Raw genomic sequence first — 22,473 nt, 5'->3', positions numbered from 1 at the left:
TTTAAAAAATTAAAATTTCCACCATTTCTTATGGGGTTTCTCTTCGTCTTTACTTTCTGCCTGTTCATTTCTTTTGCTGAATGAAAAAGCGAGTCTCTGATAAGGGTCTTTGATATCAAAGTACAGTTGCGTTCCGTCATCAAGTGTAAGGGCATCCATGATTTTATCTCCATCTTTAACCAGATTTTGGGATATGTCCTGTTTGTTGAGGTGATGTCTTACTAAATCTCTTTCGTCAGAAATTCTTGTAATCATATAGGGAGATTCTTTGGTTCCATCTCCGGTTTTTTCAAGACATTCAAAAATAATCTGAGCGATTGTCATTTCAATACTCCTTCCTTTTTCATCACCCAATTCTTTGTATGCAAAATATTTATAAATATGAGCTCTCGGACTAATAAAATATTGACATTTACATATTGTATAACCTCTCCAAATTTTCCTTCATTGAGTAAACCCTGGATGTTTTCAAGATCCCCGGAATAAGGATCGTATTCAGGATCATTGATTACCAGTTCACGGCATTTCAGAAAGGTTTCTTTGGCAGGATCAGCTAAAAATTCAAATACTTTCTCATACGTTTTCATTGTTTTCTTCGGTTATAGTTTTTAGTTCTCGCCAGAATGCGTCTTTATGAATTCCGAATTCGGCTGTTATTAGTTTATTGATAAACGGAATTTCCGCCAGTTTATAATCTTTTTTTTCAACAATTCTTTCCAGATAGAGTTTTCTGTAAGTTGTGTCTTTCAATTCTTCCTGCCAATTGACATTTTTCAGATCGAGATCATACCCGATTCCTGAATAATGAAACTGTGTCAGAATCTCTTCCAGCATAGCAATCAAAGGATCTTCCGAATCTACAGAATTTAAAGCAACAATAATTTGTGGTAAAAACCTCAACGATAAGTCTGCGGATAAGATAGAAGAAATATCCCGGCTTCCTTTAAATGCGGGAATAAGATATTCAACATTTTTCTCTGTATTTTCTCTGATCAGATAAAGCTGTGCGCTGTGATAGAGGATCTTTGCCGCCCATACGGCTGCCGGTTTGTTGCAGATTAACTGGTCGGATAAAAATTCAAGTCTTTCTTTTTCAAATTCTGTTTCAAAATAATCTCCTGCTTCCACCTCTTCCTGAGGGGAAATTTGCTGTAAGCTTGAGAAGAGGGTAATACATTCTTCCTTACGAAGCAAAAAGATCGTGTCTAAAAACGGTGACTTGGTTTCCATGATCTAACAAAAATAAAATTATTTCGCTGAGAATAAAATTTTTAAAGTGAAGATTCATGTTAAATATGGATTCTTTGGAGTAATTATAAGGTTGGAAAACGCAAAGGCGCTAAGCTGAAATCTATTATACTATTTTTAAAGCGCAGGAAAATCTGAGATTTTCAGCAAGGATAATTTTTAAATGAAGAATTATAATTTTTAGTATTAATTTTTATCGGAGATAAAATCCTTGCACCTTAATCTACGGCATTGATTAAGTTTTGCGCCTTTGCGTTTTCCAACCTATTAAGAGATTGCTTCGTCGCTAAAGCTTCTCGCAATGACGGTTTAGGCTACGATTTCAATGATATTGTTTTCCGGGTCAAGGATTACACTTTCATAATAACCGTCTCCGGTGGTACGAGGTTCTCCAGCCACTGTGTATCCGTCTTTTCTTAACGTCTCTGTAAGTTCATCTACTTTTTCTTTGCTGTCTACTGAAAATGCAAGATGGATGATTCCATACTGTTGGGATTCGTAGGAGTTTTCGGTTTCTCTGATATCTGGTTTGGTCATAATTTCAAGCCTGCAGCCATTATCAAAGCTTAAAAAGTACGACTGAAAATTTTTGACAGAATTGTGGTATTTTTCATTGGAAACAGCTCCGAAATATTTCTGGTAAAATGCTCTGGATTTTTCAAGGTCTTTAACCCAGATGGCGATATGCTCAATTTTCATTTTTAAAATTTTATTGTTTTACTTATGCAAAACTAGCCTGACTGTTTCCATCATACCTGCTCCGTATTATTCTTTTATTGTTCTGCATTTACCAGATTACGTTTTTGAATTATACAAAAGACTTCATATATCGTATTATTTAAAGCATTTATTGATAACATCTTATATATTCTGTTGATATGAGAAGGCTTCCTTGTTTCCATTATCGTAATCACCGGGACAATCTAAAAGTTATTATCTTTGCTCCATTCAAAATAACATTATGAGTATTCACATCAGTGCAAAAAAAGGAGAAATTGCCAAAGTAGTATTGCAGCCGGGGGATCCGCTTCGTGCACAGTATATTGCTGAAAATTATTTAGAAAATGCTAAGCTGGTAAGTAAAACCAGAGGAATTTTTTATTATACAGGTCTTTATAAAGGAAAAGAGATCACTGTAGGAGCTAGTGGAATGGGTTTCCCAAGTATCGGGATCTATTCTTTTGAGTTATTTACAGAATATGAGGTAGAGACGATTATCAGAATCGGGACTTGTGGTGCTTACAATACGGATCTTAAACTTTTTGATATTTTAAATATTGAAAATGCTGCCAGCGAAAGTACTTATGCCAAATATGCTTGGGGAATTGAAGATGAAATCCTTCCTCACCAGGGAAATATCTTTGGTACCATCAATGAGACGGCTAAAGAATTATCATTAAACGCTAAAGCAATCAACATCCACAGTAGTGATATTTTCTATAGAAAAGATCCTGCGATTCCTGAAATTGCAACAAAATACAACTGTCCCGCAGTAGAAATGGAGGCATTCGGTTTATTTGCCAATGCTCAACATTTAGGAAAAAATGCTGCTACTATTCTTACGGTAACGGATATCATTCCTACGCATGAAAAAATCTCTGCTGACGAGAGAGAAAAAGCCTTGAATCCTATGATGGAGCTGGCTTTAGAATCAGCAATAAAGAGTTTGTAAAAAGAAAGACAATTCTGCTTATAAAAAAAGAGCTTTACTTTATCAGTAGAGCTCTTTTTTATAGTTTGAAAAAATTTCTGGCCGTTTCTGTAGTCTCGTCTGCGACTTCAGAAATACTGATCTTCTTCAGGTGGGCAATTGTCTGTGCTACATAAGGTAAAAATGAGGGTTCATTTCGCCTGTTCTGCATTCTGGGCATATTTTTCGGAAGCATAAAAGGAGCATCTGTTTCAATCATCATTCTGTCAAGAGGAACATATTTTATAACGTCTTCGAGATGTTTAAATCTTTTCTCATCGCTGACAGCTCCTGTAAATCCTAAATAAAATCCTTTGTCCAGATAGATTTTCGCTTCATCCAATGTTCCGGTAAAGCAATGTACAACAGCTTCCGGTAATTGGGAAAGGTATTCATCTGTGATGTCATTAAATCTTTTAAATGCGGATCTTTCATGAAGAAAAAGCGGTTTATTGACTTCTATAGCCAATTCCAGCTGGGCTTTATAACATTTTTCCTGAACGGGTCTGGGAGAGAAATCACGGTCAAAATCAAGTCCGCACTCGCCTACTGAAATCACATGATCCTGTTTCAACAATTTCCTGAGTTCAGCAATGCTTTCACCGTTAAACGATTTGGCGTCGTGGGGATGAATCCCGGCTGTTGAAAATAAAATTTCCGGATATTCTTCAGCAATTTCAGCAGATTCTTTACTTCCCTTTACGCTGGTTCCTGTGAGAATCATATGCTCAACACCATGATCCAAAGCACGGTTGATTATTTCTTCGTGTTCATTATAGAACTGTTTATTGGTCAGATTAATGCCAATATCAATGTATGTGTTCATTTTGTTTTTTTAATATTATTTATAACTGTTGTTCAAATATGATAGCTCTTGTTTTTATCTGCAAAACTAGAAGTTTAATGCGCAATGTTTTTACGCAATTCAAAAGAATGAGAAAAAGGAAAACTAAAGTACCTTATGAAACTGCAAAAGCTTTTTTTATTACATTTTTCGCAGATGACACAGATGTTTGTGCTTTATTTATTCGTTGATAAATTTTTCCAGAAAGCCGATCAGTTTTGTTCCACCATGGCTCCAGCGGATTCCGTGACCTTCTTTTTCTCTGACTTCAAAAACCAGTTCATGTTTGTAGTGAAAGAAAACATTCCACCAGGTTCTGTTGTCAAGGATATCATGGATTTTTGCCATTACTTTTTCCTGTTTCTGCTGATTGTTTCCCTTGATTTCTCCCCAGAAATCGTCATCCATTCTTCCGATATGTTTTTCCCAGGCTCTCTGTGCAATGGTAATTTCGCTATTGAAGGGTTCCTCACAAGCTTTGATCAGAGTTGTTTTTAAAGGTGGAATTGCATTTTCATGACGGATACTTGCTGAGGTTAACCTTTGTCCTAAAATATTCAGCCAATGTTCAAACGGCATTGCTTCCAGAGATTCTGTTTTCACCTCATCTGAATCCTTACTTTCCAGAATATCAATAAATTTTTCAAAGCTTTCCTGCCTGTCAATGATTATTTCTTCATTAAAATAAGGAAGATGAAGTTCTAAAGTATTTTCCTTACCTCTCTGAAGATTTTTTTCCAGAGTTTCCAGATGTTCTTTCACTAAAACACCTTGGTATTTGTCTTTCCATTCTTTAGAAAACAGGGAAATATAGGGATCAAACAGGTTCATATTTTACAGCATTTTAATCAGATTAACAGGAAGTTTTTCTTCTCTGATCAGATAACCAATCAGGTTAAACCATTCTTTACAATGATCAAGAATCCAGGCATCAGAAGAAATAATAATTTCTGAACTTTCCGCTAAAAACTTATCCGGATTAAACTGCAGATCAACTTCCCAGTTGAGCTGGTGCTGTTCTGCGAATTCAAGAATAATCTGCTTAATCCGTCCACTGTTTGAAACCGGTTTATCAAAGATCCAGACTAGCTTCTGAATCTGATTTTTCTGATAAAAGGCAGCAACCAGTTCTATCGCTCTTAAAGTCTGATTGACTCTTTTATAGGTTCCGTGAACTCCAGAAAGGTCACGGAAACAGCCATCCAATCCTTCAAATATATACGCTTCGGAAAGCAGACTTTCCAATAGAATCAGCACATTAAAACCATCGAGGTAAACCGTTTTACCTTTTAAATCTAAAGTTTCCACGTGTTTCAACCGCCTGTTGTAAAGTTGAGAATCTGATGCGGATGCACCCCGAAAAGCCTGTATCTGACGGGTTTTCAATCTATACCGGTTTCCAACAAGTTCAGAAGCTGCTTTTTCCGGATATTCTCTGGTCAGAAGATACCGCATATCCTCAACAGCCAGTTTCAGTTTACTGATCTGTTTCTCTGAACCGAACAAGGTATCATCACCCGTATTTTTTCCGCGGTTTCTGCTATTCATACTCAAAAATAGAATTTTTGGTGAATTATTATGGTAAAAAATATGTTTTTATCCGGGAATATTAAAACCACCCCGTCAAAAATTCTTTGAATTTTCGCCACCCATCCAAAAGAGGGGAATTTGTTACTTCGATTAGTAATATTTGTCAAAAATATTGTTTTTCTCATTCTAATCTAAAATCTGTTATGTTTTCTACAACAAAAGAGATATTCTGTACAACGTTTTGATATTTATTAGGAATAAGTTTGCAAAGACTTAAAAAATACCCTTATGAATACACTGAAAAAATTATGTTATCTGTCTGCAGCAGCACTGTTATCAGCATCTTTTGTTGCATGCTCAAGTGATGACAATGAAATTATTATTGAACAGCAGACTCCCTCACAGGTACTTTCATCTACTCCATGGGAAACTACCGGAGCTAAGGATAAAAACGGAAATAATGTAGCGCTTACTGATGCCAGCGTGGCCGGATATGTAGGGTTTGCTTACTTCAAGGCAGACGGAAAGTTTGCTATATATAATCTGACTGATGTATTGAGATCTATGGGAACCTGGTCTGTAGATGCACAGGGAAAAACAAGAACAATTGTAGCATTAAACCCGGACGGAACTACTATTTTCACCCGTGATGTTGAAATTCTTGTTTTGAACAAAAATGAATTCACGTACAGAATCCATCCTAACTCAAGTGATCCTTCTGTGTACTATGACATCATCCATACAAAAACTTCTCATGCGGAACCAACTAACGGACAGCTTACATTAGCCTCCACGCCATGGGAAACAACTGGTGCAAAGGATAAAAGCGGAAATAATGTAGCACTTACAGATGCAAGTGTTGCCGGATATGTAGGATATTCTTACTTCAAAGCTAACGGAACTTTTAAAATTTTCGGATTAAATGATGTATTAAGATCTGAAGGCACCTGGTCAATTTCTCCGGATGGAAAAAAGAGAACACTTACCACGCCTACTTTTACGCGTGTTGTAGATATTCTGCTTCTGAACGAAACAACATTCACTTACAGAATTACTCCTGATGCCAATAACCCAACTGTATTTTACGACATCATTCATACGAAGGTCAACCATAAGGAGCCTTTGTAGTGATTATTTTTTTATAATAAGGAAAAACCTGCTCAGTAATGGGCAGGTTTTCATATTTTAAATTAAAAGAAATGTATATCCTTACCAACAGTCCTCCCACCATTTTTTCCAGGTTATGATTCCCAACTGGTTCAGATCAACCTTTTCACCGATCATGGGAAGGGTAATGGGGATATTATTTTCTTCTGCATTTTTTGAGGCCAGTTCTAAAGGTTCATACCATGCGTGCTGAGCCAGCTTAAATTTGGAATTGTGGACAGGAATAAAATTATTAGCCTTCAGTTCTTTTATTTCCGTGATGAGCTGATCCGGCAAAGTGTGAATGTATGGCCACTTTTCGTTATACTGTCCGTTTTCCATAATGGCCAGATCAAATGGGCCGTATTTATCTCCAATTTCTGTAAAATGATTTCCATAACCGCTGTCTCCTCCCAAAAATATTTTTTTTGTAGGGGTTTTTAAAACAAAGGAAGTCCAGAGTGAGATATTACGGTTCAGTAATCTTCCTGAGAAGTGTCTTGCAGGAGTGAGTGTAATTCTGAAGCCTTCTGCGATGTCAATACTTTCCCACCAGTTTTTTTCGATGATTTTGTCGAAACCCCAGCCCCAATATTCAAAATGCTGGCCTGTACCCAAACCACAAATGACTTTACCAACTTTATCTTTTAATTCCTGAACGGTTTTATAATCGAGATGATCCCAATGATCGTGGGAGATCAGCAGAAAGTCAATCTCCGGCATGTGTTCCGGTTTGTAATAATCGGCTCCCTGGAAAGCTTTTATGGAACCCGGCATTGGAGAAGCATTTCCGCTGAAAACGGGATCTATAAGAAATTTCTTGCCATCTACCTGTATGAAATAGGAACTGTGCCCGAACCATACCAAAACATTTTCTTCCGGATGAAGGTTCTTTAGATCTGTTATTACAAATGGAAGTGCCGTTTTTGGCGAAGTATTTTCCACTTTACACAAAGTATGGAAAAGTACTTTGGTCATACTTTCTCCTTCCAGTAAAGAAGGGGTTGTCAATATATTCTGAAATCTCCCATTAAGATAATTGGGAAGTGTATTGAAATATTCTTTTCTTTTTTCATCGGGAAACTGCCCGAGCTGCTTTTTTAAATTTTTCATTCATTTAATTTTAAATCCAGCCTCGTTTTGAAAGAAACAATCTTCATTTCATGGGCTGTCATGCCTTAACATAAAATAAATATAAGCATAAGATTTTGAGAAGTGAAAATAAATTTAATTGACTGTGAAATTTTTGCCGGATGATTTTTAATGTAAATAAATCTGATCTTTGGCAAGCCATTTAACCAGTCCCAGCATAATACATCCCAATACTGAACCTAACAGGATTAATACTGCTAAAGTCTTCACAAACACTGTCCAATATTCTTTTTTATCAAATGTAAAATCTACAGGATTGATATTGTATGTAGTATAAACAGAAGGATTTATACGCAAATCCGGTCTGAAGTAAACGATTCCCTGAATATATCTTCTCCGTAAAGCTTTGAGATTAACAATATAGCTGCTGTAACCTGCATCCACTCCATCAAAATCTACATATGTTACAGAGTCATTGTGTTTTACTTTCAATACATAGATTTTATTTCTGGGGCTAAGATCTACATCATATTCATCTGCAAGGTTATATTTTTCCAGATCATGGTAAAGAATATGGTCTGTTGTACCATCTTTTCTTTCATAATGAACTCCCTTATCATCCACCACTATTCTTTTAACTATTCTTTTTCTGACCGTCTTCTGATAAAGAATAAAACGGTATAAACCAAAACCCAGGGCCGGATAGTACAAAATTGATACTACAACAAGCATTGTAATATTTTTGCAAATAATAACGGGTAATATCAATAACACTAAAAACATCACCAATAATAAAAGTGCAGCCGACGTTCTGGTGAGCCAGGTCATGAACCTCCATGATTTAGAAACTAACGGCAAAAAATCTTTTCTTACATCCTCTTGCATCTGTTCAAGATACGAAAAAAGTGAATACTATAAAAGAGCCACAGTGGCACACCATGACTCTTTTTACCAAATTGAAAATAAGATATAATTAAATTGAAACTATGAAATTGTATATGTTTTTTCTGTCGTTATATTGTATGTATCGGAGATGACGTTGTCTACAAATCTCCATTCCGCCACGGAACTTCCCATTGTAAATTTCACATGCAGATATCCTCTTTTATAGAGATTGGCATAATCTAGGTCATCAATGAGTAATGAAAAAGCCTGTGCCAGTTCTATTGCTTTTGTAGGATCAGATGTGATTCCAAGATAGCCTTCCAATCCCGGAGAAGAAACGGAGCTGCACGCCAGTTCGGTTCCGATAAATTTCCCTTGGGCATCTGTCAGTTTTCCTAACCATGCATTATGGGTATCTCCTGCCAACACCACTATATTTTTCCCTGCAAGAATGGAATACAGCTGTTCTCTTTCCATAAAATATCCATCCCAGGCATCTAAATTATAGGGTAAAGTAGTTGTGATTCTGGCAATTTCCAGTGGTGTTAATGTCGGGTCCTGCTGTTGGTATCTTGTCTTAAGAATAATTAATTGTGCGATGGTATTCTGAAGGGCCTGCATGGTAGCCGGCTGTGCGCTTCCGTTTTGTTTTATTTCTGCTAAAATCTGATTCAGTAACATCAGAAGTTCTGCAGGAACCATCATTTTAGTCATTAAAATCTGCTGTCCAAGTACTTTCCATTTTGCAGTATCCCCATTGATCTGAGAACCCAGCCATGACATCTGCTCGTTCCCGATCAGTTTTCTGCTGGTACTCAGGAAATCTGTTTTAAATTGCACCTGATTGAAGTTTCCTGCATTATCAAGATAATCAGAATATTCCATTTGCTTATCTCTTGCAATTACCCTGGTATCCATCATATAAAGAGAAACGATATTTCCGAAGTTGAAGCTTCTGTAAATTCTCATATCTTTCCCTGTTTTAAGAGGAATGTATTCGCTGTATGCCTGGAAGGCTGCCATTTTTCTTACCTGAAAATCGCCTTCATTAGGCTGATGGTTTTCAGCTCCGGTTTTATAGGTATCATTGGCAAATTCATGATCATCCCAAACACAGATGAATGGTTTTTTCTGGTGAAGAAGCTGAAGATTTTTGTCACCTCTGTACTGTCTGTATCGTTCTCTGTAATCGCTGAGGTTAAGAATCTCCTTAGCAGGCTGATGGGCTCTTCCTAATTGATTGGTGTAAGGGTTTGTTCCGTATTGTCCCGGAGCATATTCATAGATGTAATCTCCAAGATGCACCACTACATCGGCATCAGATTTTGCAATCGCCCCATAGACATTGAAAAGTCCTGCAGGAAAATTGGAACATGACACCACCGCCATTTTCACTTCATTTACAGCATCTGATTTTGAAGGCAAAGTAAGGGTTTCCCCCGTTACACTTACTTCTTTAGTTTTCGTATTATAGAATCTGTAGTAATATTTTGTGTTAGAGGAGATATTCTGAACATCAACTGCTATTGTAAAATCATTCACTCCAGTAGCATTTGTCTGCCCTCTTCTTACCACTTCTGAAAAGTTGCTGTTTTTACTGATTTCCCATGTAATTTCCGCATCAGTACCCTTAGAATATCTTGTCCAGATGATGATTCCCGTTGCACTTGGATCAAAACTTGCCACTCCTGATTCAAATCCTCCGTTTTTGAGATCGTCAGGGGCATTACCGTTTTCAGTAAAATCATCGCTGCAGCTTTCAATTAAAGGAGCAATGAAAATTCCTCCGGCTGCCAATAGTGAATTTTTAAGAAATCTTCTTCTGTTGAATTGGTTATTGTTTTCCATCATTACTTTTTTTGCAAAGCAACGGTATCTGTGGAAGAAGACTGTTAACTGAATTTTAAATGTATTTTATGGTTTTTTAAACAAATGTTTAATGTTACGCATAGGAAATTATTATGGCATGTATGGTTTTGATGGATACAGAGAAAAAAATCTCACTCAACACTCTTTTTTATCATCTGATTAAATAGAACAAATTGAATTATAGTAATTAAGACAATACTACAACACCCTGAAATAAAGAATGAGCAAAAAAAGCACCTACATTTCTGTAAGTGCTTGATTTAAAAAGTGGTCCCACCTGGGCTCGAACCAGGGACCACCTGATTATGAGTCAGGTGCTCTAACCAACTGAGCTATAGGACCTCAAAACTTGGTTAAATTTTGTGTTTGCAAAAATAGTAAAATTTCTTTCACTACAAAATTTTTTATTGCTTTTCTTGGCAAAGTTCTACCAGCACGCCGTTTGTAGACTTTGGGTGCAGGAAGACAACTAATTTATTATCAGCACCTTCTTTCGGTTCTTCGGAGATAAACTGAAATCCTTCTTTTTTCAGTCTTTTCACTTCTTCCACAATATTTTCAACGCCAAATGCCAGATGATGGATGCCTTCACCCTTTTTATCGATGAATTTTGAGATCGGACTTTCAGAATTACTGGCTTCCAACAGCTCAATTTTACTTTCTCCTGTTTTATAGAAAGAAGTTACAACCCCTTCTCTTTCCACGGATTCTTTTTTATAGGATTCTTTTCCCAATAATTTGGCAAAAAGCTCATCAGAAACACCTAAAGACTTTACAGCAATACCAATATGTTCTAGCTTCATAAATACTAATAAATATAATTAAATCGTAAATTTGATACTCCTGTTGAATTTCAAAGTATCAATTCAAACAAAAGTACTAAATTTGCAGAAATTATGGAAAGTAACAGACAAAGAAAAGTAGCACAGATTATTCAGGAAGACTTCGCAGAGCTTTTCCGCAAACAGGCTGCAGAAAGCAAACAGAGTATTTTAGTATCTGTTTCAGATGTAAAAGTAACTGCTGACTTAGGAATTGCTAAGATTTATTTAAGCATTTTCCCACAGGAATTCCGTACCGCTGTGATGAAGGAGATTGAAGAAAACAAACCTCAATACAGAAATTTCATCGGACAGAAAATGTCAAAACAGGTACGTATCATTCCACAGCTTAACTTTTACCTTGACACTGCTCTGGATGATGTTGAAAAACTGGAAAGAGAGTTAAGAGGCGAAGGCGACAATCCTGTTTTATAAATCTTGAAGAATATTGCATTTTACATAGCATCCAGATACCTTTTAGCTAAAAAAGGAAGTACTGCCGTTACGTTCATTACGTGGCTGGCCGTAGGTGCCATGACGGTTGCTGTGGCTGCAATGTTCGTCATTATTTCTGTTTTTTCAGGTCTTGAAGATCTGAATAAAGACCTTATTTCTAATCTTCATGCTGACCTTACCATAAAAAGCATTTCCGGAAAAACCATTAAAAATCTGGATACCGTCAATAAAGTATTAGGCAGTCATAAACAAATCAGCAGTTTTTCCCGTATTATTGAAGAAAAAGTATACATTAGCTTCAATGGGAAAGGAGATATTGCCTATTTAAGAGGTGTTGATTCTGCTTATATCAAAGTAAACCCTATCAATAAAGATGTTTTCTACGGAACGTATCCAAGCTTCAAATATTCCAATGAAGTATTGATGGAAAACAGTCTGGATAACAGACTTTCAATCCCTGTGGATTCTTCCAACCATTATGCAACAGTCTTTATGCCCAAACCGGGAACAGGGATTATTAATAAAGAAGAAGACATTTATAATAAAAGAGATATTTCGGTAACCGGTGTTTTCCCTGGAAAAGATCAGCTGGACAATTATATCATCTCTCCTATTGAACTTGCGGAAGAATTACTTAACCTTCCCAAAAAGTCAGCTTACCAGATTGTTATTAAATTAAAAAATCCGGAAAATGCAGATGCTGTAAAACAAAGCCTGCTTTCTTCTCTCGGAAAAAATATTGAGATCAAAACCAAGGAAGAGGAAAATGCCGCTTTCTGGAAAATGATCAATACTGAAAAGCTTTTCATCTACCTGATTTTCGCACTGGTTATCTTCATTACCACCTTTAATCTTGCAGGAGCGATCATTATCCTCCAGCTTGATAAAAAGGAACAGGCAAAATCACTTATTTCACTTGGTTTTCCTTTAAGCCATTTAAGATTGACCTATTTCTACACCGGCCTTCTTATTGTTGTTTCCGGGGTCATTACGGGATTGATTCTTGGAACTGCACTTTGCTACTTCCAGCTTTACACAGAGTTCTTCAGAGCCAATGAAGTGCTGCCATTCCCGGTAAAAATTGTAGGAAAAAATTATCTTATCGTAGCCCTTACAGCTTCTCTGTTTGGAATCACTATTTCATGGTTCTTTTCAAAAATCAGCAAGGAATATATTACTAAGAACTAAGAATCTAAGTTTATATATTACATTAAGTTAATACACTTCGGTTTCATTTTTTCGTACCTTTACGCCCCAATTTTAAATAAATGAAACAACTTTTATCTTTTTTTCTTTTAAGCGTAACATTTATAGGCGCTTTGGCACAGGCTCCGGCAGGATACTACAATCAATCGCCAACCTTAACAGGTGCTGCTCTTAAAACGGCTCTTAAAACCATCATCACCAATGGACATGTAGATCATGGCTATAGTGGTTTATGGACAGGCTATGCTACTACTGACCGTGATTATTTTTATGAAAACGACGGAACTATTCTGGATATTTATTCTGAAAATCCAAATGGACCGGATGACTATAATTTCATCCTGGGAACCAATCAATGTGGATCTAATGGTTACGCTAATGAAGGTGACTGCTACAACAGAGAACACGTAATTCCACAGAGTTTATTCAACAGTGCTTCTCCTATGGTAGCTGATATTCATTTTATCCGTGCTACCGATGGAAAAGTAAACGGAATGAGGTCAAACTATCCCTTCGGAGTTGTTGGTGCTACTTCTTTCATCTCTAAAAACGGATCAAAATTAGGGACATCCGTATCTCCAGGGTACTCAGGTACTGTATTTGAGCCCATTGATGCTTTTAAAGGAGATATTGCCAGAATGTTCTTTTATTTTGTAACAAGATACGAAGGCCAGCTTTCTAATTTCACTTCCGGTGATATGCTTGGCAACACTGCATTTCCTGGATTACAGCCTTGGGCACTGAATCAATATTTAGCATGGAATGCAATGGATCCTGTATCTGCAGAAGAAATTGCTAGAAACAATGCTTCTTATACATATCAGGGAAACAGAAATCCTTTTATTGATCACCCTGAATATGTTACTCAAATCTGGGGTTCTCCGGTAATTGATAACCAGGCTCCTACAGCAGCAACCAATGTTGTTGCCAACAACCCAACCTCCAACTCTATCGCTGTAAGCTGGACTGCCGCTACAGATAACGTAGGAGTAACTTCTTACCAGGTTTATGCTAACGGTGCATTAAAAGCTAATGTTTCCGGTACAACAACTTCTACTGTTGTACCTGGATTAGCTCCACTTACTCAATATACTTTCTATGTAATTGCTAAAGATGCTTTTGGGAACTCTTCTCCACAAAGTACAACGGCTACAGAAACTACTCTTGACACTCCTGCAGGAGGCGGAAGCTGTGGAACAGAAAATTTTGAAACCATCACCGGTGCACCAAATACTTATCTGACAGCAAACTGGACAAACAACGGAATTTCCTGGACTGCTACAGACGCAAGAGTTGACCAGACTATCAACAACAAAGCCATTACCATTAGAAATGGTTCTTTAACAAGTTCAACACTTTCAAGCGGAATCCAGAATTTAACTTTAACAACACAATTAAAATTCTCAGGAAGTGCAGGATATTTCAATGTTTTTGTAAATGATGTTAATGTAGGAACTATTCCTTACAGTAACGTTGTTACTACAACTACCATTAACAATATAAACGTAAGCGGAAATGTTGTTATAAAGCTGACCAACTCTTCTAATTCCAACAGAGTTGCTCTGGATGACCTTACCTGGGCATGTTTCGGTACATTAGGAACTGTTGAAACTCAAAAAGATAAATCAGAATTCACGATCTACCCTAACCCGGTAAGAAACAATGAATTATTTGTAAAAGGAGAAAACCTTAGCAAAATTTCAAAAGCCGACATCTATGACCTTTCAGGAAAATTAATTGAAACGATCGCTAATCCTTTCAAAAATTCAAATAAAATCAACCTTAAAGGTATTGTAAAAGGAACTTACATCCTGAAAACAGATAATTTCTCTACTAAATTTATCGTAGATTAATTATTAAAAAATATTTCAAACCAAGGCCGGATTTATCCGGTCTTTTTTTTACATTTGATCTATGGATTCCAATAAAAAATTAGGATTGATAGGAAAAAACATTTCTTATTCTTTTTCTAAAAAATTCTTCGAAAATAAGTTCCAAAAGCTCATGCTGAAGAACTTCTCCTATGATATTTTTGATCTGAACGAGATCAATGAAGTGGAAAACCTTTTTGCTTCTCCGGACCTGCTAGGATTCAATGTTACCATTCCCTACAAAGAAAAAATCATTGATTATCTTGATGAATTAAGCGATGAGGCGGAGAAAATAGGTGCGGTAAACTGTGTTCTTATCCAGGATGGAAAAAAAACCGGCTACAATACGGATGCTTACGGATTTGAAAAGACTCTTCTTTTACACAAAACCCCTTCTCAGGACAAAGCACTGATCTTAGGGAACGGAGGCGCTGCAAAAGCTGTAAAATATGCTTTAGATAAACATAATATCCCTTCTGTAACCATTTCAAGAAGTACGGAAATCAATTTTGAAAACCTTGATAAAGAAACCGTTGCGGAACATAAAATAATTATTCAGTGCACTCCGGTAGGTACTTTCCCGAATGTTAAAGATTGTCTGAACTTTCCTTTTGACGGGCTTTCTTCTGAACACCTGATCATCGATCTGATTTACAATCCCAACTATACTCAATTCATCATCAATGCCTCTGAAAAAGGAGCAAAGACAGTGAACGGGTATTATATGCTTGAACAGCAAGCAGAAAAAGCTTGGGAAATTTGGAATTTTCAAAAAAAATAACATAAATTAGTGCATTAATTGGCCTTACAGCTATATTTAAAGGATATAAAACGCCACTCACATAAAAGATTTGCTATGACTACAGAAAACAATCTTTCTGAAAACGAAGAAAAGAACAATCCTAACGAAGTATCTCAGGACCCATCAGAAAACACCGTTTCTCATGATGCAAACCGACATGAAGATGATGCAGAACACCTGGAAGAACATGAAGAGGTAGAAATTTCCCTGACTGATGCTTTAAAGGAAATGGAGAAAATCATCAACACTCCCAATGCCGGCGAGAATTTCAAAAGATTCAACCTGCTGAAGGAAAAAGCAAGTCACTATATCCATGATGAAGTGGAGGATAAAAAGCATGAATATATAGAAGCCGGAAATCCTGCTGAAAACTTCAGCTATGAGCACCCTTCTCAGACTAAATATTCTGCATTGGTCAATATTTTCAAGGAGAAACATGACAGCTTCCAGAAAGGACAGGAAGAAGAGCAGAAGAAAAACCTTGAACACCGTCAAAACATTATTGAAAGACTTAAAAATCTATATACCAGTTCTGAACCGGGAATCAATCTTTTCAAATCTATCCGTGAAATTAAAGAAGACTGGTCAAAAGCCGGACAGGTTGCAAAATCTGAATTCAAAATTCTTAATAACAACTACTTCCACCACCTGAACCAATTTTACCAGATGCTGGATCTGAATAAAGAATTTCTGGAGCAGGAATACAGTCACAACCTTGAAAAGAGAGAGCATATCATTGCACGTGCTAAGGAACTGGAAAACGAACCGGTGATCCAGAAGGCTTTAAATGAGCTTCAATACCTTCATAAACTTTGGAAAGAAGAAGCTGAGCCTGTTGCAGAGGAATTCCGTGAAAAAACATGGGAAGAATTCAAAGAAATTTCCAACAAAATTCACGAGAGAAAATCCGAACTTTCTGCTTCTATTGAAAAAGAGCAGACTGTAAATCTTGAAAAGAAAAACGAGATCATCGCTGAAATTAAGAAACTTTCTGAACCATCAGAAACGCCTAATCACAACTACTGGCAAAATGCCATCAAAAGAGTTGAAGATCTACGCTCTGAATTCTTAAAAACCGGAAGTGTTCCAAGAAAATTATCCAACCAAAACTGGAATGATTTCAAAACAACACTCAGAGGTTTTAATACAACGAAAAATAATTATTACAAATCGTTGAAAGGTTCACAGCAAGCGAATCTTGAAGAGAAATTAAAACTGATCCAGACGGCCCAGGATAATATGAACAATGAAGAATGGGATATTTCAGTTCCATTATTCAAAAAACTGCAGGAAGACTGGAAAAAAGTAGGCCACGTTCCAAAGAGCATGACCAACAAGATCTGGGATGAATTCCGTGATGCATGTAATGCATTCTTCAACAACTACAGAGAGAAAAGCAATACTTCCACTGATAACTGGAAAGAAAACTATAAAAACAAAAAAGTACTTCTTGATGAGTTGAAACTGGTTTCCAATGAAGAAGGCAGTATCGAAAGAATTGAGCAGATCAAAACATCATGGAACAACATCGGTAAAGTTCCTAGAGATAAAATTTCAATCAACTCTGAATTCAACAAGACATTAAGAGAAAAATTGAAAATAAACAAAATCAACGAGCTTGAACTAAAAGAAGAAGGTCTGTCTGAAAACCAACTTACTGACAAAGCAAGAAAGATCAAAAACCAGATTTCTGATCTTGAAGCTGAAATTGTAAAACTGGAAAATAACCTTTCTTTCTTCAACAAACCATCAAGGGAAAATCCTCTTTTAAGAGACACTTACAACACCATTGATGAGAAAAAAGCTCATCTGGAAACATTAAAGCAGAATCTCCACAGTATTATCAGCGGAGATTAACAGATAACAAAATAAATAAAGGCGGAGCAAAGCAATTTGTCTTCGCTTTTTCTTTTTATCAATATGAACAACAACGAACTGTATATCAAAAGATGTATTGAGCTGGCTCAGAAAGCTCTTGGCAAAACCTACCCCAACCCTCTTGTAGGAAGCGTAATTGTACACAACGGGGAGATCATTGGTGAAGGCTATCATCATAAAGCCGGAGAAAACCATGCTGAGATCAATGCCATCAATTCCGTTAAAAACAAAGATCTTATTCCGGAATCCACGATCTATGTTTCGCTGGAGCCCTGTGCACACTTTGGAAAAACACCACCTTGTGCTTTAAAGATTAAAGAATTAGGATTTAAAAAAGTAGTTATTGGCGCTATGGATTCACATGATAAAGTAAATGGCAAAGGAAAGAAAATCATCCAGGATGCAGGAATTGAGGCCGTTTCAGGAATTCTTGAACAAGAATGTATTGAGCTTAATAAAAGGTTTTTCACTTACCATGAAAAGAAAAGACCTTACATTATCTTAAAATGGGCAGAGTCCGGTGATGGCTTTTTGGATAAAGATTTTAAACCAACAGCTGTTTCTAACACTCTCGTGAATCAGTTTGTTCACCAGTTAAGAGCTGACGAACATGCTATTTTAGTAGGAACCCAAACTGCCTTAAATGATAACCCGAGTCTTACCGTAAGAAATGCAGAAGGAACAAACCCTGTAAGAATTCTCATTGATTTTGATTTAAAAGTTCCTTCCGGTTACAACATTTACAATGATGAAGCAAAAACATTGGTTTTAAATAGTGTAAAAGAAGGTACCGAAGGATCTATCCAATTCATTAAAATCAATAAGGAAAATTTCCTGCCTGAGCTTATGGAAGCATTGTATAAGGAACAAATACAGTCTGTGATTATTGAAGGCGGCCGTTTTACACTGCAGCAGTTTATCAATGCTAACCTCTGGGACGAAGCTATAGTCATCAAAAATGAAAATCTGAAACTGGAAAAAGGAACAAAAGCACCTGAATTCAACCATACAGCAACTAAAATTGAAAATTTCAGAGACAATACGGTTTCTTTCTTCAGACTAAAATAAAAGCACTTTATCACCAGTGAATGAAATAATTTCTTTACATTAGTTATACAAAAAAAAATTACTATGAAAAATTTAAAGAAAGTTTCAAGACAGAGTTTAAAAAAAGTAAACGGAGGAAACGCTCCTGAATGCTGCTCATTTTATCCCCCTTCATTACAGCACTGCTGCGCAACGCCTTCAAGTATGAGCTGTCCGCCACCATGGGCAGATGGAACATTCCCATGTTAATATTCTCGAAATAATCAAACAAAATATTACCATGAAAAATTTGAACAAGGTATCCAGAGCCAATATGAAAATCATCAAAGGAGGTGTTTTTGTAACATGTATCCTACCTACCGGACAACCTACACGATGTAGAGATCAATGTCCTCAGGATTTTTGCGGTCCGACAAGTTATATGTGTCTGATCCCAATGGATCTGTGCGGAGATGCAATGTAAAAGTGTAATTTTACATAAAAAAAAGATAAGCCGTCAAATTCTGACGGCTTAATTTATGATCATGATGCAGAATACTAAAGCATTTAATATTTTTGCATAATTAAAGCCGGAATTCACAATGACGTTTGAATACAAAACCATAGAAAAACCCATAGAAAATACTCTTTTAAAGGAAAAAGGAAGCAAGTTTATCGGATTTGCTTTCCCGGTAACCAATGAAAGAGAACTAAAGAGCGCACTGGAAAAAATAAGGGAAGAACATCCGAAAGCTACCCACCACTGTTATGCCTTCAGAATGGGATTACATGGTGAAAACTATCGCGCCAATGATGATGGCGAACCTTCCGGAAGTGCGGGATTACCTATTTACAATCAGTTGTTGGCTAACGAGGTTACCAATATTCTTGTGATTGTAGTCCGTTATTATGGAGGAACCAAACTAGGAGTTTCAGGATTGGTAAAGACTTACAAGGAATCTGCAAAGATCACATTGGAAGAAGCACAGATTATTACCCGTGAGCTGGAAACAGAGATAGAGATTCAGTTCAATTTTAGTCAGCAGAATACAATATTTACCCTGCTTTCAAAATTTGATGCCAAGGTTTTGAATTTTGATGCTAATGAAAACTGCATCCTTACAGCCTCGCTGAAGCTTGCACAAAAAGAAAACATCTCGGAAAAACTCTCCGAGATGCAATATGTTTCATTTGAATTTAATGATTAATCCCTTCTTCCACCAAGAAGCAATGATCCCCAGTAAAGAAGCTGTGCCAGAGAACCTAAGGCTGCTACCACATACGTTCTTGCGGCCCATTTCAAGCTGTCCTGTACTCCTACAAATTCTTCTGCAGTTACAGTTCCTGTATCTTTAAGCCATTTCATAGCTCTGTTACTTGCATCATATTCCACCGGAAGTGTTACAAAAGCAAAAAGTGTTGTCACAGCAAACATCGCAACTCCAATGGCAAGAACGGTTGTATTTCCATTGGGATTCTCCATAGTTCTTGATGCAGCCATTACCGCGATACCCGCTATAAGGACAAATTGCATCAGATTAGAGCTTATATTAACAATAGGAACCAGTTTTGAACGTAAATTCAACATAGAATATCCTACCGCATGCTGTACTGCGTGTCCGCATTCATGTGCTGCTACTGCAGCTGCAGCGGCATTTCTCTGCATATAAACCCCTTCAGAAAGGTTCACTGTTTTATCTGCCGGATTATAGTGGTCCGTCAACTGCCCGGGAACTGATATTACCTGAACATCATTTATCCCGTTATCTCTCAACATTTTTTCCGCTACTTCTTTCCCCGAAAGGCCATTTCGAAGGTGTACATTGGAATAATATTCAAATTTCGATTTCAACCTGGAAGAAACCCACCAGCTCACCAGCATTGAAATACCAATAATGATATAATAACCCACCATTTTATATAGATTTTGTGTTTAATTTTTATCCATAATGATATAAAAACTGTGCCAAAGTATAAGATATTATTATTTATATTTGTCCTTAAATTACCATCAAAAATTATGTCTAAGGTTTCAATTATTGAAGTAAAAACAGCCGGTCAACTCAAGCAATTCGTAAAATTTCCGATGGATCTGTACAAAAATAATCCGTACTATGTTCCATCCTTTATCAAAGACGAAATGAAAATCTGGGATGCCAATGAAAATCCGGCATTCCATTATTCCGAATCCAAGCAGTTTCTGGCCTTAAAAGACAGTAAGGTAGTGGGAAGAATTGCCGTCATTATCAACCATAAGGAGGAAAAAGAATTAGACATAAAAAAAGTCCGCTTTGGATGGATAGATTTCATTGATGATACTGAAGTTTCTAAAGCATTGATCCAGACTGCTATTGATTACGCCAAAGAACATGACATCAATAAGATTGAAGGCCCTATGGGATTTACCAATCTCGACAAAGCCGGTATGCTAACAATGGGATTTGATAAGCTAGCCACAATGATTGGAATTTACAATCATGCCTATTATCCTAAACATCTTGAAAATCTTGGACTGATCAAAGAAAAAGAATGGGTAGAATATGAGATGAATTTCCCGAAAGTGCTTCCTGAAAAGGTAGAAAAATTCAGTGGACTCATTGCTCAGAAATACAAGCTCAGCGTTCTTAAATTCAAATCAAAGGAAGAAATTCTTCCTTATGTAGAACCTATGTTCAAGTTGCTGGATGAAACCTATAAGCATCTTTCTACTTATACTCCAATCTCTGATGAGCAGATCAAAACATACAAAGAGAAATATTTCCCATTCATTGATAAAAATTATGTAATCTGCGTTGTGGATGAAAATCAGCAATTGGTTTCCTTCGCCATTACAATGCCTTCTTATTCTAAAGCTTTACAAAAATCAAAAGGAAAGTTATTTCCGTTTGGATGGTGGCATTTCTTACAGGCCGGCAAAAAGAATGACAGAGCCAATTTTTATCTTATCGGGATTCATCCTGAATATCAAAGACGTGGTGTAACGGCTATTATCTTCAAAGAGATTTTCGTGCGATTTACCAGTATGGGAATTAATTTTGCAGAAACCAATCCTGAACTTGAAGAAAATAAAAGTGTGCAGCTCTTGTGGCAGGATTATAATCCGGTGAATCATAAGAGAAGAAGAACCTATTCAATGGAAGTGAATAAGTAATTTGCACTATAGGGTGCAGGAAATATTCAGTCCTGCATCCCGAAAACAAATGCAAACTCTCACCTTTTATCAATGCCTAAGCCCAGAAATCCCTAACTTTACTTTATGAAACCACAGCTTATTATTTTTGCTATTCTAATCGTTGGATTTATCAGTTATAACTTATTTTTTCAATCACCGGATGACAGAACAAATACTGTTATCAATATCCTTTTTGCCAGTATTCTTTTCGGATACATCTCTTTTATGGCGTATTCTGTACTAAGGAAAATGAAGAAATAAAATACAAAACGAGTCTCCGCTAAACCCGAATATAGCTCAACATTTTCACGCATTAGAGGATGCTAAAATATCTTCAACACCCATGATGGGATATAATTTTTGGCACCTGCTACGAAAAAAGGGGAAAAACACATAAAAAAATAATTGCCAAAAGCTAATTTTTATTGATTCTAAATTACCGATTTAACTCATTTTCACCCTACTTTTAAGCTGATTAATTTCATGCTTTCTTGTTTATTCGCTAAATTTGCAAATTGAGATAATAATGCAAAAATGAATTTACCTGAAAGTTATATTCCAATCCTTATCCAGGCTGGTGTAGCAGTAGGATTTGTAGCTGTTTCTTTGCTTGGGGCACATTTCTTGGGTCCACAGCAGAAAAAAGGAAACTCTGTAAAAAACCAAAGCTGGGAATGCGGGATTCCTGTAGAAGGGAATGCAAGAACACCGTTTTCTATCAAGTACTTCCTGACTGCGGTATTGTTCGTACTATTCGATATTGAAATCGTATTCTTTTATCCTTACGCAGTAAACTTTAGAGAATTCGGCATGGAAGGATTCCTTGCGGTGCTTACGTTCGTTGCGATATTCTTCGTAGCGTTTTTCTATGTCTGGAAACGCGGTGCGCTGGATTGGGATAAATAAATTTTAACATTAAAAGATTGAATAATTTAAT

At 36.6% G+C, this 22,473-nt stretch carries 26 protein-coding genes and 1 tRNA gene; 14 read left to right on the top strand and 13 right to left on the bottom strand.

The genetic code is table 11. The features are described 5' to 3' along the window. Nucleotides 1–9: 9 nt before the first annotated feature. The 4 genes from DYR29_RS19150 to DYR29_RS19135 form a co-directional block, all read right to left on the bottom strand. On the bottom strand, nt 10–354 hold the full coding sequence (locus tag DYR29_RS19150) for a hypothetical protein (RefSeq protein WP_249413538.1): 345 nt from the start codon (nt 352–354) through the stop codon (nt 10–12). Further along, nucleotides 321–587, bottom strand: a complete 267-nt coding sequence (locus tag DYR29_RS19145; RefSeq protein ID WP_213278107.1) for a hypothetical protein — start codon at nt 585–587, stop codon at nt 321–323. The genes DYR29_RS19150 and DYR29_RS19145 overlap by 34 nt, the downstream gene beginning before the upstream one ends. Beyond that, nucleotides 574–1,230 (bottom strand): hypothetical protein, encoded by a 657-nt coding sequence (locus tag DYR29_RS19140; protein ID WP_213278106.1) that lies wholly within the window; start codon nt 1,228–1,230, stop codon nt 574–576. The genes DYR29_RS19145 and DYR29_RS19140 overlap by 14 nt, the downstream gene beginning before the upstream one ends. A gap of 327 nt (nt 1,231–1,557) precedes the next feature. Next, nucleotides 1,558–1,947: a VOC family protein gene (locus DYR29_RS19135; RefSeq protein WP_213278105.1), complete on the bottom strand. Its 390-nt coding sequence runs from the start codon at nt 1,945–1,947 to the stop codon at nt 1,558–1,560. A 262-nt stretch (nt 1,948–2,209) separates the two neighbouring features. Between DYR29_RS19135 and deoD the strand changes: the two genes are divergently transcribed. After that, the gene (gene deoD / locus DYR29_RS19130; protein WP_213278104.1) at nt 2,210–2,920 is read left to right on the top strand and encodes a purine-nucleoside phosphorylase; all 711 of its coding nucleotides are present in this window, start codon (nt 2,210–2,212) and stop codon (nt 2,918–2,920) included. 58 nt (nt 2,921–2,978) lie between these two features. Here deoD and DYR29_RS19125 read toward each other — a convergent pair whose 3' ends face one another. From DYR29_RS19125 to DYR29_RS19115, 3 genes are all read right to left on the bottom strand, one after another. After that, on the bottom strand, nt 2,979–3,764 hold the full coding sequence (locus DYR29_RS19125) for a TatD family hydrolase (RefSeq protein ID WP_213278103.1): 786 nt from the start codon (nt 3,762–3,764) through the stop codon (nt 2,979–2,981). A gap of 198 nt (nt 3,765–3,962) precedes the next feature. Beyond that, nucleotides 3,963–4,613, bottom strand: coding sequence for a hypothetical protein (locus DYR29_RS19120; RefSeq protein ID WP_213278102.1), 651 nt, complete (start codon nt 4,611–4,613; stop codon nt 3,963–3,965). Nucleotides 4,614–4,616: 3 nt separating this feature from the next. Next, on the bottom strand, nt 4,617–5,330 hold the full coding sequence (locus DYR29_RS19115; RefSeq protein WP_213278101.1) for a DUF434 domain-containing protein: 714 nt from the start codon (nt 5,328–5,330) through the stop codon (nt 4,617–4,619). Between the two features lie 270 nt (nt 5,331–5,600). Between DYR29_RS19115 and DYR29_RS19110 the strand changes: the two genes are divergently transcribed. Further along, on the top strand, nt 5,601–6,440 hold the full coding sequence (locus tag DYR29_RS19110) for a DUF4822 domain-containing protein (RefSeq protein ID WP_213278100.1): 840 nt from the start codon (nt 5,601–5,603) through the stop codon (nt 6,438–6,440). Nucleotides 6,441–6,521: 81 nt separating this feature from the next. Here DYR29_RS19110 and DYR29_RS19105 read toward each other — a convergent pair whose 3' ends face one another. The 5 genes from DYR29_RS19105 to mce form a co-directional block, all read right to left on the bottom strand. Then, on the bottom strand, nt 6,522–7,571 hold the full coding sequence (locus DYR29_RS19105) for an MBL fold metallo-hydrolase (RefSeq protein ID WP_213278099.1): 1,050 nt from the start codon (nt 7,569–7,571) through the stop codon (nt 6,522–6,524). Nucleotides 7,572–7,718: 147 nt separating this feature from the next. Beyond that, on the bottom strand, nt 7,719–8,282 hold the full coding sequence (locus DYR29_RS19100; protein ID WP_213278098.1) for a hypothetical protein: 564 nt from the start codon (nt 8,280–8,282) through the stop codon (nt 7,719–7,721). A gap of 252 nt (nt 8,283–8,534) precedes the next feature. Beyond that, a complete protein-coding gene (locus DYR29_RS19095; protein ID WP_213278097.1) occupies nt 8,535–10,286 on the bottom strand; it encodes an alkaline phosphatase D family protein in 1,752 nt (583 codons plus the stop codon). Nucleotides 10,287–10,572: 286 nt separating this feature from the next. Beyond that, a tRNA-Ile gene (locus tag DYR29_RS19090) sits at nt 10,573–10,646 on the bottom strand. A gap of 62 nt (nt 10,647–10,708) precedes the next feature. Then, nucleotides 10,709–11,107 (bottom strand): methylmalonyl-CoA epimerase, encoded by a 399-nt coding sequence (gene mce / locus DYR29_RS19085; protein WP_213278096.1) that lies wholly within the window; start codon nt 11,105–11,107, stop codon nt 10,709–10,711. 93 nt (nt 11,108–11,200) lie between these two features. Between mce and rbfA the strand changes: the two genes are divergently transcribed. The 9 genes from rbfA (at nt 11,201) to DYR29_RS19040 (ending at nt 19,572) form a co-directional block, all read left to right on the top strand. Beyond that, entirely contained in the window at nt 11,201–11,560 is a 360-nt protein-coding gene (rbfA, locus tag DYR29_RS19080) for a 30S ribosome-binding factor RbfA (RefSeq protein ID WP_047377769.1), read from the top strand. 3 nt (nt 11,561–11,563) lie between these two features. Then, the gene (locus DYR29_RS19075) at nt 11,564–12,769 is read left to right on the top strand and encodes an ABC transporter permease (RefSeq protein ID WP_213278095.1); all 1,206 of its coding nucleotides are present in this window, start codon (nt 11,564–11,566) and stop codon (nt 12,767–12,769) included. A gap of 80 nt (nt 12,770–12,849) precedes the next feature. Next, nucleotides 12,850–14,640, top strand: coding sequence for an endonuclease (locus DYR29_RS19070; RefSeq protein ID WP_213278094.1), 1,791 nt, complete (start codon nt 12,850–12,852; stop codon nt 14,638–14,640). 61 nt (nt 14,641–14,701) lie between these two features. Next, nucleotides 14,702–15,439, top strand: a complete 738-nt coding sequence (locus DYR29_RS19065) for a shikimate dehydrogenase family protein (protein WP_213278093.1) — start codon at nt 14,702–14,704, stop codon at nt 15,437–15,439. A 75-nt stretch (nt 15,440–15,514) separates the two neighbouring features. After that, on the top strand, nt 15,515–17,317 hold the full coding sequence (locus DYR29_RS19060; RefSeq protein WP_213278092.1) for a DUF349 domain-containing protein: 1,803 nt from the start codon (nt 15,515–15,517) through the stop codon (nt 17,315–17,317). A gap of 63 nt (nt 17,318–17,380) precedes the next feature. Further along, a complete protein-coding gene (ribD, locus tag DYR29_RS19055) occupies nt 17,381–18,406 on the top strand; it encodes a bifunctional diaminohydroxyphosphoribosylaminopyrimidine deaminase/5-amino-6-(5-phosphoribosylamino)uracil reductase RibD (RefSeq protein ID WP_213278091.1) in 1,026 nt (341 codons plus the stop codon). 63 nt (nt 18,407–18,469) lie between these two features. Then, nucleotides 18,470–18,634, top strand: coding sequence for a bacteriocin-like protein (locus DYR29_RS19050; RefSeq protein ID WP_167498923.1), 165 nt, complete (start codon nt 18,470–18,472; stop codon nt 18,632–18,634). Between the two features lie 31 nt (nt 18,635–18,665). Beyond that, nucleotides 18,666–18,848: a hypothetical protein gene (locus DYR29_RS19045; protein WP_213278090.1), complete on the top strand. Its 183-nt coding sequence runs from the start codon at nt 18,666–18,668 to the stop codon at nt 18,846–18,848. Nucleotides 18,849–18,966: 118 nt separating this feature from the next. Continuing rightward, the gene (locus DYR29_RS19040; RefSeq protein WP_213278089.1) at nt 18,967–19,572 is read left to right on the top strand and encodes an IMPACT family protein; all 606 of its coding nucleotides are present in this window, start codon (nt 18,967–18,969) and stop codon (nt 19,570–19,572) included. Here DYR29_RS19040 and DYR29_RS19035 read toward each other — a convergent pair. After that, nucleotides 19,569–20,279 carry a zinc metallopeptidase gene (locus DYR29_RS19035; RefSeq protein WP_213278088.1) on the bottom strand — a complete coding sequence of 237 codons (711 nt, stop codon included), beginning with the start codon at nt 20,277–20,279 and terminating at the stop codon, nt 19,569–19,571. The genes DYR29_RS19040 and DYR29_RS19035 overlap by 4 nt on opposite strands. 105 nt (nt 20,280–20,384) lie before the next feature. Here DYR29_RS19035 and DYR29_RS19030 point away from each other — a divergent pair, with 105 nt between their 5' ends. The 3 genes from DYR29_RS19030 to DYR29_RS19020 all read left to right on the top strand — a co-directional run bounded on the left by DYR29_RS19030 (nt 20,385) and on the right by DYR29_RS19020 (nt 22,442). Next, complete coding sequence (locus tag DYR29_RS19030) at nt 20,385–21,515, top strand: GTP cyclohydrolase (RefSeq protein ID WP_213278087.1); 1,131 nt, start codon at nt 20,385–20,387, stop codon at nt 21,513–21,515. A 105-nt stretch (nt 21,516–21,620) separates the two neighbouring features. Beyond that, nucleotides 21,621–21,797: a hypothetical protein gene (locus DYR29_RS19025; RefSeq protein WP_213278086.1), complete on the top strand. Its 177-nt coding sequence runs from the start codon at nt 21,621–21,623 to the stop codon at nt 21,795–21,797. Between the two features lie 273 nt (nt 21,798–22,070). Continuing rightward, on the top strand, nt 22,071–22,442 hold the full coding sequence (locus DYR29_RS19020; RefSeq protein WP_047377762.1) for an NADH-quinone oxidoreductase subunit A: 372 nt from the start codon (nt 22,071–22,073) through the stop codon (nt 22,440–22,442). Nucleotides 22,443–22,473: the final 31 nt, after the last annotated feature.

The organism is Chryseobacterium indologenes (assembly GCF_018362995.1).
Classification (GTDB): Bacteria; Bacteroidota; Bacteroidia; order Flavobacteriales; family Weeksellaceae; genus Chryseobacterium; species Chryseobacterium indologenes_G.
The sequence above is the reverse complement of the archived record's forward strand: the minus strand, read 5'-3'. Positions and strand labels throughout refer to the sequence as shown.

Excerpts from the sequence above, each read along its gene's own strand:
- DYR29_RS19035 (WP_213278088.1), bottom strand. The coding sequence starts at position 20,279 with ATGGTGGGTTATTATATCATTATTGGTATTTCAATGCTGGTGAGCTGG.
- DYR29_RS19040 (WP_213278089.1), top strand. The coding sequence starts at position 18,967 with ATGACGTTTGAATACAAAACCATAGAAAAACCCATAGAAAATACTCTT.
- DYR29_RS19050 (WP_167498923.1), top strand. The coding sequence starts at position 18,470 with ATGAAAAATTTAAAGAAAGTTTCAAGACAGAGTTTAAAAAAAGTAAAC.
- mce (WP_213278096.1), bottom strand. The coding sequence starts at position 11,107 with ATGAAGCTAGAACATATTGGTATTGCTGTAAAGTCTTTAGGTGTTTCT.
- DYR29_RS19115 (WP_213278101.1), bottom strand. The coding sequence starts at position 5,330 with ATGAATAGCAGAAACCGCGGAAAAAATACGGGTGATGATACCTTGTTC.
- DYR29_RS19045 (WP_213278090.1), top strand. The coding sequence starts at position 18,666 with ATGAAAAATTTGAACAAGGTATCCAGAGCCAATATGAAAATCATCAAA.
- DYR29_RS19110 (WP_213278100.1), top strand. The coding sequence starts at position 5,601 with ATGAATACACTGAAAAAATTATGTTATCTGTCTGCAGCAGCACTGTTA.
- DYR29_RS19095 (WP_213278097.1), bottom strand. The coding sequence starts at position 10,286 with ATGATGGAAAACAATAACCAATTCAACAGAAGAAGATTTCTTAAAAAT.
- rbfA (WP_047377769.1), top strand. The coding sequence starts at position 11,201 with ATGGAAAGTAACAGACAAAGAAAAGTAGCACAGATTATTCAGGAAGAC.
- DYR29_RS19125 (WP_213278103.1), bottom strand. The coding sequence starts at position 3,764 with ATGAACACATACATTGATATTGGCATTAATCTGACCAATAAACAGTTC.
- DYR29_RS19145 (WP_213278107.1), bottom strand. The coding sequence starts at position 587 with ATGAAAACGTATGAGAAAGTATTTGAATTTTTAGCTGATCCTGCCAAA.
- DYR29_RS19105 (WP_213278099.1), bottom strand. The coding sequence starts at position 7,571 with ATGAAAAATTTAAAAAAGCAGCTCGGGCAGTTTCCCGATGAAAAAAGA.
- DYR29_RS19060 (WP_213278092.1), top strand. The coding sequence starts at position 15,515 with ATGACTACAGAAAACAATCTTTCTGAAAACGAAGAAAAGAACAATCCT.
- DYR29_RS19100 (WP_213278098.1), bottom strand. The coding sequence starts at position 8,282 with ATGCTTGTTGTAGTATCAATTTTGTACTATCCGGCCCTGGGTTTTGGT.
- DYR29_RS19135 (WP_213278105.1), bottom strand. The coding sequence starts at position 1,947 with ATGAAAATTGAGCATATCGCCATCTGGGTTAAAGACCTTGAAAAATCC.
- DYR29_RS19020 (WP_047377762.1), top strand. The coding sequence starts at position 22,071 with ATGAATTTACCTGAAAGTTATATTCCAATCCTTATCCAGGCTGGTGTA.
- DYR29_RS19070 (WP_213278094.1), top strand. The coding sequence starts at position 12,850 with ATGAAACAACTTTTATCTTTTTTTCTTTTAAGCGTAACATTTATAGGC.
- ribD (WP_213278091.1), top strand. The coding sequence starts at position 17,381 with ATGAACAACAACGAACTGTATATCAAAAGATGTATTGAGCTGGCTCAG.
- DYR29_RS19030 (WP_213278087.1), top strand. The coding sequence starts at position 20,385 with ATGTCTAAGGTTTCAATTATTGAAGTAAAAACAGCCGGTCAACTCAAG.
- DYR29_RS19120 (WP_213278102.1), bottom strand. The coding sequence starts at position 4,613 with ATGAACCTGTTTGATCCCTATATTTCCCTGTTTTCTAAAGAATGGAAA.
- DYR29_RS19065 (WP_213278093.1), top strand. The coding sequence starts at position 14,702 with ATGGATTCCAATAAAAAATTAGGATTGATAGGAAAAAACATTTCTTAT.
- deoD (WP_213278104.1), top strand. The coding sequence starts at position 2,210 with ATGAGTATTCACATCAGTGCAAAAAAAGGAGAAATTGCCAAAGTAGTA.
- DYR29_RS19140 (WP_213278106.1), bottom strand. The coding sequence starts at position 1,230 with ATGGAAACCAAGTCACCGTTTTTAGACACGATCTTTTTGCTTCGTAAG.
- DYR29_RS19025 (WP_213278086.1), top strand. The coding sequence starts at position 21,621 with ATGAAACCACAGCTTATTATTTTTGCTATTCTAATCGTTGGATTTATC.